Origin of the sequence: Undibacterium sp. MH2W (assembly GCF_049340215.1) — a bacterium.
Taxonomy (GTDB): Bacteria; Pseudomonadota; Gammaproteobacteria; order Burkholderiales; family Burkholderiaceae_D; genus Undibacterium.
The window spans coordinates 92,671-107,916 of sequence record NZ_JBMPPA010000007.1 but is presented as its reverse complement, the minus strand read 5'-3'; the positions used below and the strand labels follow the sequence as shown (position 1 = coordinate 107,916).

Annotated in this window: 16 protein-coding genes; 3 read left to right on the top strand and 13 right to left on the bottom strand. The window is 49.2% G+C overall.

Annotated elements, in window-relative coordinates:
• Positions 1 to 193 precede the first annotated feature (193 nt).
• The 3 genes from ACO0K2_RS16150 to ACO0K2_RS16140 are packed head-to-tail and all read right to left on the bottom strand — an operon-like array spanning position 194 to position 2,974.
• Positions 194 to 1,417, bottom strand: a complete 1,224-nt coding sequence (locus ACO0K2_RS16150) for an acyl-CoA dehydrogenase (RefSeq protein WP_423020677.1) — start codon at positions 1,415 to 1,417, stop codon at positions 194 to 196.
• A 48-nt stretch (positions 1,418 to 1,465) separates the two neighbouring features.
• Entirely contained in the window at positions 1,466 to 2,230 is a 765-nt protein-coding gene (locus ACO0K2_RS16145; protein WP_423020675.1) for an SDR family oxidoreductase, read from the bottom strand.
• A gap of 9 nt (positions 2,231 to 2,239) precedes the next feature.
• A complete protein-coding gene (locus ACO0K2_RS16140; RefSeq protein ID WP_423020673.1) occupies positions 2,240 to 2,974 on the bottom strand; it encodes a histidine phosphatase family protein in 735 nt (244 codons plus the stop codon).
• A 202-nt stretch (positions 2,975 to 3,176) separates the two neighbouring features.
• Here ACO0K2_RS16140 and ACO0K2_RS16135 point away from each other — a divergent pair, with 202 nt between their 5' ends.
• Positions 3,177 to 4,115, top strand: coding sequence for a LysR family transcriptional regulator (locus ACO0K2_RS16135; protein ID WP_423020671.1), 939 nt, complete (start codon positions 3,177 to 3,179; stop codon positions 4,113 to 4,115).
• 118 nt (positions 4,116 to 4,233) lie between these two features.
• Here ACO0K2_RS16135 and ACO0K2_RS16130 read toward each other — a convergent pair whose 3' ends face one another.
• Entirely contained in the window at positions 4,234 to 6,486 is a 2,253-nt protein-coding gene (locus ACO0K2_RS16130) for a molybdopterin cofactor-binding domain-containing protein (protein WP_423020669.1), read from the bottom strand.
• A complete protein-coding gene (locus ACO0K2_RS16125; protein WP_423020667.1) occupies positions 6,483 to 6,974 on the bottom strand; it encodes a (2Fe-2S)-binding protein in 492 nt (163 codons plus the stop codon). The genes ACO0K2_RS16130 and ACO0K2_RS16125 overlap by 4 nt, the downstream gene beginning before the upstream one ends.
• 189 nt (positions 6,975 to 7,163) lie before the next feature.
• Between ACO0K2_RS16125 and ACO0K2_RS16120 the strand changes: the two genes are divergently transcribed.
• Positions 7,164 to 7,427: a TIGR03643 family protein gene (locus ACO0K2_RS16120; protein ID WP_423020665.1), complete on the top strand. Its 264-nt coding sequence runs from the start codon at positions 7,164 to 7,166 to the stop codon at positions 7,425 to 7,427.
• 797 nt (positions 7,428 to 8,224) lie between these two features.
• Here the strand turns inward: ACO0K2_RS16120 and ACO0K2_RS16115 are convergent.
• The 8 genes from ACO0K2_RS16115 to rpsP form a co-directional block, all read right to left on the bottom strand.
• Positions 8,225 to 8,563, bottom strand: a complete 339-nt coding sequence (locus ACO0K2_RS16115) for a DUF3579 domain-containing protein (protein WP_423020795.1) — start codon at positions 8,561 to 8,563, stop codon at positions 8,225 to 8,227.
• A 310-nt stretch (positions 8,564 to 8,873) separates the two neighbouring features.
• Positions 8,874 to 9,938 (bottom strand): acyltransferase family protein, encoded by a 1,065-nt coding sequence (locus ACO0K2_RS16110; RefSeq protein WP_423020663.1) that lies wholly within the window; start codon positions 9,936 to 9,938, stop codon positions 8,874 to 8,876.
• A 153-nt stretch (positions 9,939 to 10,091) separates the two neighbouring features.
• On the bottom strand, positions 10,092 to 11,042 hold the full coding sequence (locus ACO0K2_RS16105; RefSeq protein WP_423020661.1) for a CobD/CbiB family protein: 951 nt from the start codon (positions 11,040 to 11,042) through the stop codon (positions 10,092 to 10,094).
• A 116-nt stretch (positions 11,043 to 11,158) separates the two neighbouring features.
• Positions 11,159 to 11,827 (bottom strand): CoA pyrophosphatase, encoded by a 669-nt coding sequence (locus ACO0K2_RS16100; RefSeq protein WP_423020659.1) that lies wholly within the window; start codon positions 11,825 to 11,827, stop codon positions 11,159 to 11,161.
• A 364-nt stretch (positions 11,828 to 12,191) separates the two neighbouring features.
• On the bottom strand, positions 12,192 to 12,575 hold the full coding sequence (gene rplS / locus ACO0K2_RS16095; RefSeq protein ID WP_423020657.1) for a 50S ribosomal protein L19: 384 nt from the start codon (positions 12,573 to 12,575) through the stop codon (positions 12,192 to 12,194).
• Between the two features lie 130 nt (positions 12,576 to 12,705).
• Positions 12,706 to 13,452: a tRNA (guanosine(37)-N1)-methyltransferase TrmD gene (trmD, locus tag ACO0K2_RS16090; RefSeq protein ID WP_423020793.1), complete on the bottom strand. Its 747-nt coding sequence runs from the start codon at positions 13,450 to 13,452 to the stop codon at positions 12,706 to 12,708.
• A 25-nt stretch (positions 13,453 to 13,477) separates the two neighbouring features.
• Positions 13,478 to 14,020, bottom strand: a complete 543-nt coding sequence (rimM, locus tag ACO0K2_RS16085) for a ribosome maturation factor RimM (RefSeq protein ID WP_423020791.1) — start codon at positions 14,018 to 14,020, stop codon at positions 13,478 to 13,480.
• A 13-nt stretch (positions 14,021 to 14,033) separates the two neighbouring features.
• Positions 14,034 to 14,285, bottom strand: a complete 252-nt coding sequence (rpsP, locus tag ACO0K2_RS16080) for a 30S ribosomal protein S16 (protein ID WP_423020655.1) — start codon at positions 14,283 to 14,285, stop codon at positions 14,034 to 14,036.
• Between the two features lie 170 nt (positions 14,286 to 14,455).
• Between rpsP and ACO0K2_RS16075 the strand changes: the two genes are divergently transcribed.
• Positions 14,456 to 14,872 carry an NINE protein gene (locus ACO0K2_RS16075; protein ID WP_423020653.1) on the top strand — a complete coding sequence of 139 codons (417 nt, stop codon included), beginning with the start codon at positions 14,456 to 14,458 and terminating at the stop codon, positions 14,870 to 14,872.
• The last annotated feature ends 374 nt before the right edge of the window (positions 14,873 to 15,246 follow it).

Here is a 15,246-nt window from a genome sequence, read left to right as displayed (position 1 = left end):
TCGACGATGCATCATCCATGAACCCCACTTCCCTCCTCATGTTTTGTGTTCTTTAAAACATCAAAGGGAAGCCACCAGTCAACCTGGGGTTCCCATGATGTGATGTGATCGATGGCACGCGTCAGTTACCGACCAGACTCACTTAAACATACAGCGAAATCATCCTTTCCGGCAATCTACGGTACCACTATTTTTATTCGTGCTTATATTTTTTCAATTCCATTTTACCAATCTGGTTACGATGTACTTCATCCGGACCATCCGCAAGGCGTAAGGTACGCGCCTGCGCATAGGCGTACGCCAAACCAAAGTCATCCGACACGCCACCACCACCGTGCGCTTGGATAGCCCAATCAATCACCTGACACGCCATATTCGGCGCTGCCACCTTGATCATGGCGATTTCTTTTGCGGCCGCTTTATTGCCAACGGTATCCATCATTTGCGCAGCATTGAGTACCAGGAATCGCGCTTGATCAATGAGAATGCGCGCATTAGCAATCCGCTCAAGCGTGACACCCTGTTCAGCGACACGCTTTCCAAATGCAACGCGCTTCAATGACCGTTTGCACATGTCCTCCAGTGCCCGCTCCGCCAAGCCAATTAAGCGCATGCAGTGATGAATCCGCCCTGGTCCCAGACGGCCCTGAGCAATCTCAAAACCACGTCCCTCACCCAAGAGCATGTTAGTCGCTGGTACTCGCACATTGTCAAAAACCACTTCGCCATGACCGTGAGGCGCATCGTCATATCCAAAGACGGGCAAGGCACGCAGAATGGTGACGCCTGGTGTGTCTCTCGGAACAATGATCATCGATTGCTGCCGGTGGCGATCTGCATTATCGGGATCGCTTTTCCCCATAAAAATAAATACTTTACAGCGAGGATCATTCGCCCCCGACGACCACCATTTACGGCCATTAATCACGTACTCATCACCATCCCGCACAATCGATGCTTCAATATTGGTCGCATCCGAAGACGCCACCGCAGGTTCAGTCATCGCGAAGCAAGAACGAATTTCGCCGCGCAGCAAGGGCTTGAGCCATTGTTCCTGCTGCTCAGGCGTCCCGTACCGTGCAAAGACTTCCATATTGCCGGTATCGGGTGCCGAGCAATTGAATACCTCAGCAGACCACAGGGCTCGCCCCATGATTTCACACAACGGCGCGTATTCGAGATTGGTTAATCCTGCGCCATGACTCGATTCGGGTAAGAATAAATTCCACAGCCCAGCATCGCGTGCTTTGGCTTTGAGTTGCTCCACAATCTTTGTCGGAATCCACGCATCACCGGCTTTACGGTTAGCGGCGATTTCGCCATAAAACGTGGCCTCATTCGGATAGATATGTTCATCCATAAACGCTTGTAAGCGCGTTTGTAATTCGATGACTTTAGGGCTGTATTGAAAATCCATGGTAATCCTTTGAACATCAAATAAATTCGGTGGGAAGACAGTATTGATCTAGCTGACGAGATACCCGCCATCCACGTTAATGCAGGCACCCGTGGTATAGCTCGCCGCATCCGATGCCAGATACAACACGGTTCCAGCCATCTCATCAGGTTCGGCAATGCGCTTCATAGGAATTCGCGTTAAGGCTTTCTCTAAAATTGCAGGATTACCAAATAAAGCAGAGGCAAATTTGGTGTCCGTAGCGCCAGGCAATAAGGCATTGACACGAATACCCATCTGCGCGCACTCGTGGGCAAATGACTTCGTCATGGCGATCACGGCTGCTTTGGTAATCGAATAAATCCCTTGCAACGGTCCCGGAATCACGCCATTCACCGACGCCACATTGATGATGCTGCCACCGCCATGCGTTGCCATGAGCTTCGCAGCGCCAGATGACATAAAAAAGTAACCACGGATATTCACATCCACCGTTTTCTGAAACGCGCCTTCATCGGTATCTACAATATGACCGAAGTGTGGATTCGTCGCTGCATTGTTGACCAGAATATCTAAACGTCCATGGGCCGTTGCGATATCAGCGAACAACGCTTGGATCTGTGCCATATCACCAATGTGACATGCCCGCGCCTCGGCCTTACCACCAGCGGCGACAATCTCTTCAACCACCGCGGCACAGGCGTCCGCCTTGCGACTAGAGACAATCACCAATGCACCATGTGCCGCCAACAGCTTGGCAATGGAGGCGCCAATACCACGACTCGCCCCAGTAACGAGGGCGACCTTACCGTGTAAATCAAAAAGATCTTTCATCGTCGATTCCTAAACGTAAGTAATACACTTCGGGTTGTTTAATACTTCAAGATGTGAAAAATTATTCAAGTAAGAAAGTGCGTAACGATTCTCATGTCCTTCTCTCCCGGGCTGGACATGGATACGCGTTACACCGGTATTGACCAAGGACCAATTCAATGCAGAAAATTGCGCATCAGGAATGCCAAGCACGTGCTGGCAAATCGCGGCGATCGTGCCGCCGGATGTGAAAATGGCGATATTTTTTGCACCATCGTCACGGGTCACTTGCTCCAGAAAAGCACTTACACAACGTTGCTGAAAGGTATGCCAAGTTTCGGTGTATTCATGGTCAAACTGACCGAAAATCCAGCGCGCAACGGCGGCTGAAAAAATGTCTTGAAATGCGCGACCCGCATCAGGCTTGCTGGTCAAGAAACGCTTTACCTCGGCGGGATCATCAAATTCAGGAACATGCCTCGCCAATACTTCGTGATGATGGTACTCATTAAAGCGAGCGTCAGTGATCCACGCTGTTTTATCGACTGCTGTAGGCGCTTGCCGGCGCAGCGTCGCTATGCACGCCTCGGCCGTCTGTTGGTGCCGATGCAATGCTCCGGTCACGATACGATGCATCGCCATATCCCGCTCGGCCCACCATTGACCTAAATGCGCCGACTGCTGCCCACCTAATTCCGATAATTGATCATAGTTCTGACTGCCAAACGAGGCTTGTCCATGTCTGATCAAATAGAGTTGTGCCATGAGTTACTCCACCTTTTGTTCTGTTAACGTGTTGATGAACGCCTTGATGTGACTGCGGCTCTCAGTATTGCCCTTTTCATCGTATCAGCCATCGAATGGTTCCGCCACACGGTCTTTATTGGCGCACTATTTCAGTCACCGAGTGTAAGTCTGGGTCTATAATTGATCAAATGAATAGTTGTTATCTCAGAATATTAATTCTATGCATATATCACGCCTTGATCTGAACCTGTTTATTGTCTTTGAAGCGATTTACACAGAAGGCACCGTGACCCGTGCCAGTCAGAAACTTCATTTGACACAGCCTGCGATCAGCCATGCGCTCAATCGCCTAAGAAGTATGTTTGATGACCCGCTCTTCGTCCGACAGGGCAACATCATGGTGTCAACGCCGCTTGCACGCAGCATCATTGAGCCCGTCAGACAGGCTCTTCGCGGGCTAGAAATGACCCTGACCGAAAACAGAAAATTTGAGCCCTCGCAAGCAAGTAAGCAATTCAACCTCGCCCTGCGCGACGTCCTGGAGTCGACCGTTCTTCCCCCTCTGTTAGAAAGCATTACCAACCAAGCACCTCAAATCAATGTCGCTGCCATTCAGGTCGATCGGAGGGAACTCGTCAGCGAGCTTGCTGCCGGTACGATCGATGTCGCTATTGATATGCTGTTACCACTGCCATCAGAGATCCGCCGTCAACAAATTTCACGCGATACCACCGTCGTATTGGCACGGAAAGACCATCCCGTTGTTCAGGGTAGATTGAGTCTGGACCAGTACCTAGCAGCAGAACATATTCTTGCCAGTTCACGACGAAAAGGAATGGGACTAGAAGATTTTGAATTAAGCCGACTGGGCTTACAGCGAAGGATACGGCTACGATGCCAGCATTATTTTGCAGCATGCCGCGTAGCAAGTCAGACAGATTTATTGCTGACGATGCCCGAAGCTTATGCCCGCATCGTGAATCAGCAATTTGATAATCAAATCCTGCCACTACCCTTAACGATGCCTTCGTGGGATGTATATCTGTATTGGCATCAAAATCTGGAGCTCGATCCCGCTAACCAATGGCTACGGGAGCAAGTCATGAACGCGTTTCGACATGACCATGTACGCCACTCCGCATCGCCCGCGGACTACTAATGTCGTTGTTCAAGGGCGATGTTCAAGGGCGATGTTGTCAGTATGGGCAACGCGCATCACGACCGCTTCTCGTCATTTTCCGCGGTGGCGGAAAACCCAATAGAAGCGTTTAGCCAAGTTAGGACCAACTCAGATCGGTCCGACTCAATGGCAACTGACGTACACGCTTACCTGTCGCAGCAAAAATGGCGTTGCACACGGCAGGAGCCAACGGCGGGAGTGCAGGTTCACCGAGACCAGTCACTGGATAATCCGTTTTCAAAAAATGTACATCAATGCGCGGCGGCGATTGTGGCATGCGGAGTAAAGGGTATTGATGAAAATTACTTTGAACAATCGCACCGCCTTCGATCGTGAGTTCTGGGTACATCAATGTACTGAGTCCATCAATGACCGAGCCCTGCACCTGATTTTCAGCACCACTCAGATTGACAATCTGCGAGCCGATATCAGACACCACGACCACACGATCGACCGTGAGCTCACCTTTTTTTGATACGGTGACTTCGGCAACTTCAGCGATGTAGCCGCGATGACTAAAATAGCACGCCATCCCCTGACCTTGTCCACGCGGGAACTGGCGTTGCCCCCATGACGATTTTTCAGCGACCTGTTGCAATACATGCTTCATCCGTGCAACGTTGTAAGGAATGCCGCGATCACCGCTACCTTGGACCATGTCTTGATCGCCCAGCAGTTCCAAGCGAAACGCTAGTGGGTCTCGGGAAGCCGCATGGGCTAACTCATCAATAAAGCTTTGAAAGACCCAAGCAAATACGTTGCTACCCGGCGCACGCCACGGCCCCATAGGAATACTGCACTCCAACGCGGTTTGTTCTAATAGACAGTTTTTAATCCAACGACCCGGGAATTCATCTGCGCTCAAGGCAGCGCCGCTACCCGGTTGCAAGATGCTTTGTCCGTCTTTTTGTATGCGGTTCGCAAACGTCACAAAGTGATTGTGCCATGCGGACACGCGTCCCTTCTCATCAAGCGCGCCTCGCAGAAAATGAAATCCACCGGCACGGAAATGATCATGCTGCATGTCATCTTCACGCGACCACGTTAGCTTGACGGGGGCGTTGACACGATGGGCAATAGCTGCCGCCTCGATAACATAATCAGCGCTCAGCCTACGCCCAAACCCACCGCCACTCCGTGTCATGTGCAGCGTAATTTTTTCTTTAGGAATATGCATTGTAGATGTAATGAGGTCTTGTCCAGCGGCTGGATTTTGCGTGGGCACCCACAACTCCATCGTCCCTACGTCGGCATGAAACCACGCTGTACAATTCTGCGGCTCCATACTCGCATGTGAAATAAATGGATACGAATACGCTGCTTCGAGGGTGCTTGCTGCGTTATGAAAGGCAGCATGAACATCGCCATCATTGCGTAAAATTTTCTCGCCAGGCTGGTGCGATGTAGACTGCGCTTGTGCAACAAAATTTTCCCAACGATCTGCTGCCCCGCGCCCTTTATCCCAGACGACTTTCAATTTTTTACGTGCACTAAATGCGATCCAGGTCGAACGAGCAACAATCGCGACGCCTGACATTAATCCACGCGGATTATCTGACACGCCGTCAATGATAAAAGCATCGTGCACACCAGGTAATGCTTTGATCTCATCGATATTGGCGCTCACCACTTTACCGCCTAATGTGGGGCATTTTGCGAAGGTGGCATAGAGCATGCCAGGAAGGCTTATATCGATACCAAATAGCGGTTTGCCGGATACGATCGCTGCATTGTCTACGCCGCCGATGCGGGTACCTAATAGCTTGTAGGTCGAAGGCTCCTTCAACCGTACAACGCTCGGATCAGGTACAGGCAATGTCGATGCCGTCACGACCAAGTCCGCATAGCGGATACGACGGCTCGTTTTATCATGAATCACCGCGCTCTCCGCTGCCCGACATTCGGTCACGGGTACGCTCCATTGTTGGGCCGCAGCAGTGATTAACATGGTCCGCACTGTCGCGCCAAGCCGATGAAAATCGTTGTAGTTCGTCGGTGTTGAAGTAGAACCGCCAGCACTTTGACTGCCATAGATCGGATTCAAATCACCTTGAATGATCTGCACATCTTTCCAATTAACCTCGAGTTCTTCCGCAATCACCATCGGTAGCGATGTTTTAATCCCTTGACCAATTTCAGGCTGCTTGGAAACAATCGTCACACGCCCATCCGTTGCAATACGGATAAACGCATTGGGTCTAAAATCAGGAGACGGCTCGGATATTTTGCTAATCTGCGCCAGCGCACCCGTGCCAACCATCCCTAACACTAAACCACCAGCCAGAGATTGACGTAAAAAATCGCGACGAGATTGTGATAGAGATTGCGATTGGGGTAACGGGAAGGTCATTTTTTACTCCCAGCAGATGATGGAGTCGTCAAACGCAATTCTGCAGCACGATGAATGCCAGCCCGAATACGTAAGTAGGTCGCGCAACGACATAAGTTTCCGGCCATTGCCGCATCGATATCCGCATCGTTGGGACGCGGGTTGGACTTGAGTAAGGCGGCAGCCGTCATGATCTGCCCCGCTTGGCAGTACCCACACTGCGGAACATCCAGTTCCTGCCACGCTTGTTGCAGCGGATGTTGCGCGTGATGATCCAAACCTTCAATGGTGGTGATCTTGCGCGCACCGACTGTCGAAACAGGGGTTAAGCAAGAACGACTCGGCACACCATCAACATGCACTGTACAGGCACCACATTGCCCTACACCGCAACCGTATTTCGTTCCCACTAAACCGATCGTATCGCGCAAGACCCACAGCAAAGGGGTATCAGGATCCACGTCAACCTTGTGCTTTTCACCATTGATATGCAGTACATAGTTTTTCATGACGGTGCGCCTCAAAAAAATAGTCACCACATTATAGTGCGATTCACATTTTGGCTCAGTACATCAATCGAAACGTCCTGTTGTGATGCCGCGCATTGCGCCAAGAATCGCGATTCAATTAAAAATGTTACACTAAGCCACAGCGTAATTCCTGCGCAATTTTGTTTAACAACGATATCCAAAGCGACGATGGCCTCAGTCAATCTCAACCCAGAACAAATCTCCCGCATCATTGAAATGGCATGGGAAGATAAAACCACCTTCGAGGCAATTCAGCTCAATTTTGGATTAACCGAAACAGACGTCATCAAACTCATGCGCAGCCAGCTTAAGCCTCGCTCTTTCGCCCTATGGCGCAAGCGTGTGACCGGAAGAACCTCTAAACATGCGGGTCTACGCGACTATAAAGTAACCAAAGCATTCAGCCCCTCGCAGTACAAAGTAACGCGCTAGTGTTGTCATCAACGGCTAACGTGGTCGACACCCACTCACCTCGTCATCATCCGCTAACGACGTCAACATCCACTAATGACGCTAAAACCCGCTAACGCTGTCATCAACGGCTAACGTCGTCATCACCCACTCAACTCGTCATCACCCGCGCAGGCGGGTGATCCAGTGGTGCGAGAGCACCTTCAGCGTTGAACCACAACTCCTACGTCTCCTATTCAAATTTTCTGACGCGCTCTGGATTCCCGCCTGCGCGGGAATGACGAGGTGTGGAAAGACGATTTGTTGATTTCAATGTTGAAACACTATTGTTTTTTTGCTACCAAAATACAATGACGTACAATTAAATGTCGCCTATTCAAGATCAAATACATTTGGTTCACTTGCTCCATGCCATGCCACCCACTCGCCTCGTCATCCATCGCGCACATCGCCATTACCCACTCAGCTCGTCATCACCCGCGCAGGCGGGTGATCCAGTGGTGCGCGAGCACCTTCAGCGTTGGACCACGACTCCTACGTCTCCTATTCGAATTTGCTGAAGCGTTCTGGATTCCCGCCTACGCGGGAATGACGAGGTATGGAAAGACGTTTTGTTCATTTCAATATTGAACCACCACTACCTTTTCTTGACGGAATAGGCTAACACACACTGAATTTTCGCCGACATGAAAATAACGAAGTAGCGGGTAGTAAGTATGTTTAACGAATGTCATTCTGAAATCCGATCGGCGTTGACGCAGACAAAAAACAAAAAGCCCTGATTCCTCAGGGCTTCATCGCTATTGTGGTTCGCGCTTTTATTTCTTTTTTTCTGGTTCGTCAGGAATCAGGCAAGCGTCAATAATTTGCAAATCGTTATCTTTTGCAAAACTGAGCACAAAGTGGTACGCCAGTGGCTCGATGTCGCGAATTGCCTCATTTACCACAACTGAACGAACACCGTTAAGCAAAATGGGGCGCACGTACGGGGAATATTGCAAATGAGAATTGCGTCCACCGTCCGGACTAAAGCAAGACATGGCGCCGCAAAGACGCTCCGCCCAGTCGCTTGGGCGAAATTGCCTTCCATCGCTGGTAATACCCTGGATGAAAAATTCTTTAATCGGCTTTGATTGTGTGTTTTTGGAATCGGCCATGTGCTCGGCTCGCTGTGAAGCAAAATTGAACAAAGCAACAATATCATTCTGTGATACTGAGCTTTCAAAATACATAGGTATTATATCTTATAGAAGACTTGAATCGAAACCTCCGATACATTTAAATTCAGCCATGCAAAAATAATGCCTGCTCGTTCGGTTATCGAAAAAATCATCCCAACAGCAGCGATATGGTCCACGCAATGACTCCAATATAGCGTATTTCCTCCTTTAGTAAAGCACACGCCACGGAGATCAAGAAAAGACAGCAGCATTCTTGGATATCAAATAATTAACCTATTACTTTCAATTAACTACTTGATACTTTATTTTTTTTAGGCAATAACAGGGCGGCCAACCATGGGAATAAACTCATGTAGCGCCACAATAAGGCGGGTAAGACAACACCCAGGAACAAGGCAATCAAAGCGGCAACATCGTCGCCGATGCCGTGGTGTTGCAATAGACCAAACACTTTCCATTCGATCCACGAGTGAAATATCAAAATGAATAAACTGGCCTGCCCCAACGCCATCATGCCTTTTGATAACGACTCGAATCGTTGTATAAAAGCGGCAAGGCTGATACTGAGATAAATACCCGCCACGGCCTGAAGGCTAGAGATTACGGGATTGCCATACTCGCGCATATGCAAATCCATCGTCTGCCCATACAGAAGATGACACGCAGCAAATACGGCCCCGACCAAGATTGTGTTGCGCCAATGAAAACGAAACGCAAGTACCGCCTCCCGTGCAAGGAAACCCGCCAGCACAAAAGCCGCGCTGATACCAACCAGGTCAAGACTCCACGGCAATCCTGGAAACTCTGTTGTGAGATGATTAAGCTTGGCATACCATGGTTGCATATCTTGCCATTGTTGCGCTTGTAACCATGTCATCGCATACCACCCCGATAGCAGACAAATCAACATGGACCATGCCAAAAATCGTCTCGGAGAAGAAAAATGGGTAGCCCATTTCATTAACGCCAATACCAGTAAAAGACTGACGAATAAGTGCGGTAAGAACCACAGAGGCACCCACTCAATGGTGAAACCCGTGCCATATAACACTCCCATGAAATAGGGCAACACCGGAATGTTTGCCACGATCAGTCGAAGCACACCCCATGCACCTAAGACCACAAAGTAGGGTTTGAGCAAGCTATCTGCTCTCGATGAAACGAATGTGTTAATGCCTTCTGTCGGTCGGAGAAATAGGCCAGCAAGGAAGAAAAACAGCGGCATGTGGAACGAGAACACAACCCGAAATAAAGCACCATGATCATGCGCAATGATCCAATTGTGGCCAAAAACAACCAAGACGATACCAATACCTCTGGCTGTATCAATGACGCTGCTACGTTTTGACATATTTTTATAAGAAACAAGAAAAACACGAAGGATTGCCTAAGGTAGTGGCAATCCACAACACATCATGTGCCATCAAGAATCAATCATCCATGCGATAGCTGATTGAAAAACAAAAAAGCCGCAAACAGCGGCTTCTTTACTTCACGATCTGGATTAAATCCAGACAGCAAATGACAACAACAATAACAACAACATCCACAACAACAACGCACGCCAGACTAAACCGACAGCACTCTGCAAGGCGCGCGGGGAGGCTTCTGCACCCGGCTGACTTTCAAGTTCGAGGCTATCCACATCGACAGCACTCGCATCCGCTTGCAAGACCATGGCTTTTTCTTCTGGTTCGCCCAAACGCACGCCAAGCGCTCCACCGCCCGCTGAGAGAATGATCCCCACCACTTCGTCCGTCCAGCGGTCGGCATAATTACGCCAAGAGTACACAGCATCTTCAAAATTACCGACAACAGCAAATGCCGCCGCCGTTAATCGCGCAGGAATCCAATCGATCCAGTAAAACACCTTGGTGGCGTAGATGCCGAATTCTTCATTTTTCATGTGCTCTGGCTCTGTCCAAGCGCGAGCTAAATACTCGGCGACGCGATACATCACCGCACACGCTGGACCAACCGGCATCAAGAACCAGAAAAACACACCAAAGACGTTGCGGTGTGTCGCAATCAGGGCGCGCTCAATGGTAATTCTGGAAATTTCTGAGACATCCATGTCACTGGTGTCGCGATGCGTCCATTCAGCGAGAAAACGGCGCGCGCTTTCGTCATCACCAGAACTGAGAGCGAGTTGAATGGAGGTGAAATAATGGCTGTATCGACGAAAACCTAAGGTGAGATACACAATAATGACGTTCCAAGCGAATGCCGCGAAGGGACTGAAACGTAAGCAAAACCAATGGATTAAGGCTGTAGGTAAGGTCAATAACCCCACCATTAACCACCACCCTAAGCGACCATGTTTGACCTTACCCGCATTAAATGACGCTTCAATCTTTGTGGCGAGCGTTTGTATTTGCATGTAGATAGGATTATCGGCACGCAAAGGTTTCAGTTGTTCGATCAGTAAGGCAAACAGGATAGAGAGAAATGTCATGGTAGGCTAGGCTAACGTCGCGGCGACGACGATCGTCAAATAGTTTGCTAATGCGGCAAGTGTAAACGCAATTGCAGAGATTATGAAGCTTTGTTCTATGCGCAATGACAAACTATTTATGCGCGTAAGAAATGAAACAAATTCCTGAGCATCCCAGCAGTCGCTCCCCAGATAAAATGCTGCTGGTAAGGCATCGCATAAAATATACGTTGCCCACTACCATCTGGCATTTGAAAGGCGCGACGTTGATGGTGCCGACCATCCATAAGGAAGTGCAGTGGCACCTCAAAAACGGCGGCCACTTCGCCTGGATCAGTGCGAACCTCAAAAGGCGGCGTCACCAAAGAGACAACCGGTGTGACCTGGTACCCTGTACCAGTTTTGTACTCTGGCAGCATGCCGATCACTTCAATACGTTGACGATCAAGACCAATTTCTTCTTCAGTTTCTCGGATCGCCGTCTCGACGGGTGTCACATCTGCAGGCTCGTAGCGACCACCCGGAAAACTGATTTGCCCAGCGTGGTGATGGAGACCCGTAGCACGTTGCGTTAATAGAACGTGCAAGCCCTCCTCGCGCGATACCAAAGGGATTAACACGGAAGCAGGGCGAAAAGTCAGTTCACCGAATAAGGGTCCCTCCGTTTGCACCTCTGGCGTCCACACTGGCGGCTGAAAGAAACGATCTCGCAACCAGTCCGTTGAAAGTCTGGATGAAGGGACAGCCTCTTCATTGGCAATAGAAATGACTGGCAACTGCTCGGGATCAAAAATCAGTTTACTCACAAGGGATCAATTCGGTAGAAAAACAACGTTAAAAAAGCAACGGCAAGAGACAGGTGACCTACACCGCCCCAACGACAACGACCGCTGACAGTCACTCAAGGATTCCAAGAGCACGATCACCCACTATTGTCGCATTAAAGTATTTCTTTGTGGCTACAATAACCGAGACTACAAAGCGCGCACGCTATGCTGATTATGCGCGACCTAGGAGGTCTGCATCAATCACCATCAATTGTGGTTAAAAGTGACGAGAGGCGGTCAGCGGTGGTGAGAGCGAAAAAAGAGGGAGAAAAAATAAAAAAATAGCGGTAAAAACAAAAAAAGGATGCACGAAGCATCCTTTTTTAAACAACATCGCCAGATATTATTCTGCTTTTGCTGTTGCCACTTTACGTGCTGGCAATTTTTCTTTGATACGTGCAGATTTACCTGAACGTTCACGCAAGTAGTACAACTTAGCGCGACGTACGTCACCGCGACGTTTCACTTCGATAGAAGCGATCAAAGGAGAATACAATTGGAATGTACGCTCTACGCCTTCGCCGGAAGAAATCTTACGAACGATGAAGTTAGAGTTCAAACCACGGTTACGACGGGAAATAACAACGCCTTCGTAAGCCTGTGCACGTTTACGTGTACCTTCAACAACGTTAACGTTAACAACAACTGTATCACCTGGCGCGAAGTCAGGGATGTTTTTGCCGAGGCGAGCAATTTCTTCTTGCTCTAATTTTTGGATCAGATCCATTTTTATACTCCGATAACCATCTTGCCGACACCGCAGACATTGTCTGACTTAAGTCCGGTAGAGGATGGGGTTTAACATGCATACCTAGGTATGCGCTTCAATATCTCATCTGCAATGCAGATCAGAAAACTTACAAACTGTTTAAAAACTTTTCGTCTGCACGACTAAGCAAACCAGCCTCACGCGCTGCATCAATCAAATCAGGTCGCTTCAGCGCACTTGCTTCAAGTGCGCGTTGGCGCCGCCATTTTTCAATTTCAGCATGGTTACCTCCCATTAACACGGGTGGAACAACGCGACCCTCAAATTCTTCTGGTCGGGTGTAATGCGGACAATCCAGCAATACATTCACGAAGCTGTCTTGTACTGCGGACAAATCATCGTGGAGTACACCGGGTATCTGGCGAATCACTGAATCCATCAGTGCCATAGCGGGCAATTCTCCGCCAGACAAGACAAAATCCCCCAGACTGATTTCTTCATCCACACATGAATCGAGCAATCGCTGGTCGACCGCTTCATAACGTCCACACAATAAAACCATGCCAGATAAATCTGCCATTTGCATGACGCGTTGATGCGTGAGGCGCTTGCCTTGCGGCGATAAATAGATCACCTTTGGTTCAGCCTTGCCAAGTGCACTTTGGCGCGCTTTCGCTGCCTGAATTGCCGCTTGTAAGGGCTTCGCCAACATCACCATACCTGGACCGCCGCCGTAAGGCCTGTCGTCCACAGTTCGGTGTCGGTCTGTGGTGAAATCACGAGGATTCCACAGCTTTAATTCGCACTTTTTTTCTTCAAATGCACGCCGCGTCACACCCGATTGGGTGATTGCTGCGAACATTTCGGGGAACAGCGTGATGACATCAAACTGCATAGCAATGCTTTCTGATTCCATCGGCTTAGTAATCACTACCCCAGTCAACCTGAATTTTTCGCGCTTCTTGATTCACTTCTTTGACGAAGTGTTCGACAAAAGGAATCAATCGTTCGTGCTTTTGCAAATCAGCCTCTGGAATGTCCGCTGCCGCCACCCGTAAAATTGGATGCGCACCGTTGTCCATGAGATCTCTGACCACGCCCAAGCTCTCGCCTTGCAGGTTTTCAACTTGCAAGCCGACCAGATCTACCCAATAAAACTCGCCATCGGATAACACTGGGAACTGTTGACGCGAAATTTTGACTGTTGCGCCTTTAAGCGCCTCAGCCCCATTTCTATCTGTTACACCTGACAACCTTGCGACGACGTCTTCGCCATGGATTTTTGCTTCCATGCGCTGAACGCTTCGCAATTCAGGCTTATCTATCCACCAAGTTTTGGAGGACAGCATTGCATCGGCATCCGCTGAATAAGGACGAATCTTTACCCAACCATGAATACCAAATGCTCCCGAGACGTAGCCAACTAAGACTAAATCGTCAGGAACATCGACTCCTACTGACATCGCGAGCAAACTATTAAGCTGCTGCTTTACCAGCTTGAGCAACCAGACGTGCAACTGCCGGAGACAATTGTGCGCCTACGCCTTGCCAGTAAGCCAGACGGTCAGCTGCAACACGTACTGTTTCTGCATTGCCAGTTGCTACTGGATTGTAAAAACCGATACGCTCGATAAAGCGACCATCACGACGATTACGGGAATCAGTTGCAACGATATTGTAAAAAGGACGCTTTTTTGCGCCACCACGAGCTAAACGAATAACGACCATAATATTTCCAAAAAATGTTCTAAACGCGGAAAAAGCTGTAGATTATAGCCCGCTTAAAACAAAACACGCAAGGATTATCAACGAATTCGACGAGAAGCGTCTGCTTTTCGCCCATAGCAAAGACATCGCGCTACAATCAGTGTTCTTCTTTTACGATGAAAACCACTTCAATGACGTCGACACATAAGAATAAAACAATTACCACATTGCTCGCTGCACTCATCGGCGGCATCGGAGCACACCGATTTTATATGTATGGCAAAAGCGACAAATGGGGCTGGCTGCATTTTATCGCATTACCCCTCTCTTTCATCATTAGTCACTTTTTTTTCGGACAACCCGGCTTAATCACTTACAGTGCATTGGTACTGTCCTTCTTGGTAGCACTGTTGGAAGCGCTCATCATTGGCCTTACCCCCGATGAAAAATGGGACGCCATTCATAACCAGCATTCCGATCACCCAAGTGAGTCATCATGGCCACTAGCGCTCATTCTCGTACTCACCGTCGGGATCGGCGCTATCGCCCTGATTGGCACTATTGCTAGAGCTTTTGATTTGTTTTACACCGGTGGGGCATACGGTTAAGTTGCTGCAATGATGGGTTTGCTTTACCGCACAATTCACACGTGAGAGCACCCAAGCAACGATGAGTAGTATCGCCTGACACTACCCCACCCTTTATCCTCACCTACCGAGCATCTTTGCAAGCTCACGGCGGAATGGACAAACAAAAAGACCTGTTAAATCATATTTAACAGGTCTTTTTGTTTCCAAGATACCAGGCTAACAAGAACCGTCTCAGCAAGGCATGGCAACGCAGACAGGCCTTTAGTGCAGCAAGGAGCCATAACGCCGCCGGGACATTTTTTCGGAAGCCAAGGACTTTCGCAAAGCCGTCCCAGCAAGGCATGGCGACGCAGACAGCACTTTAGTGCGGCAAGGAGCCATAACGCCGCTGG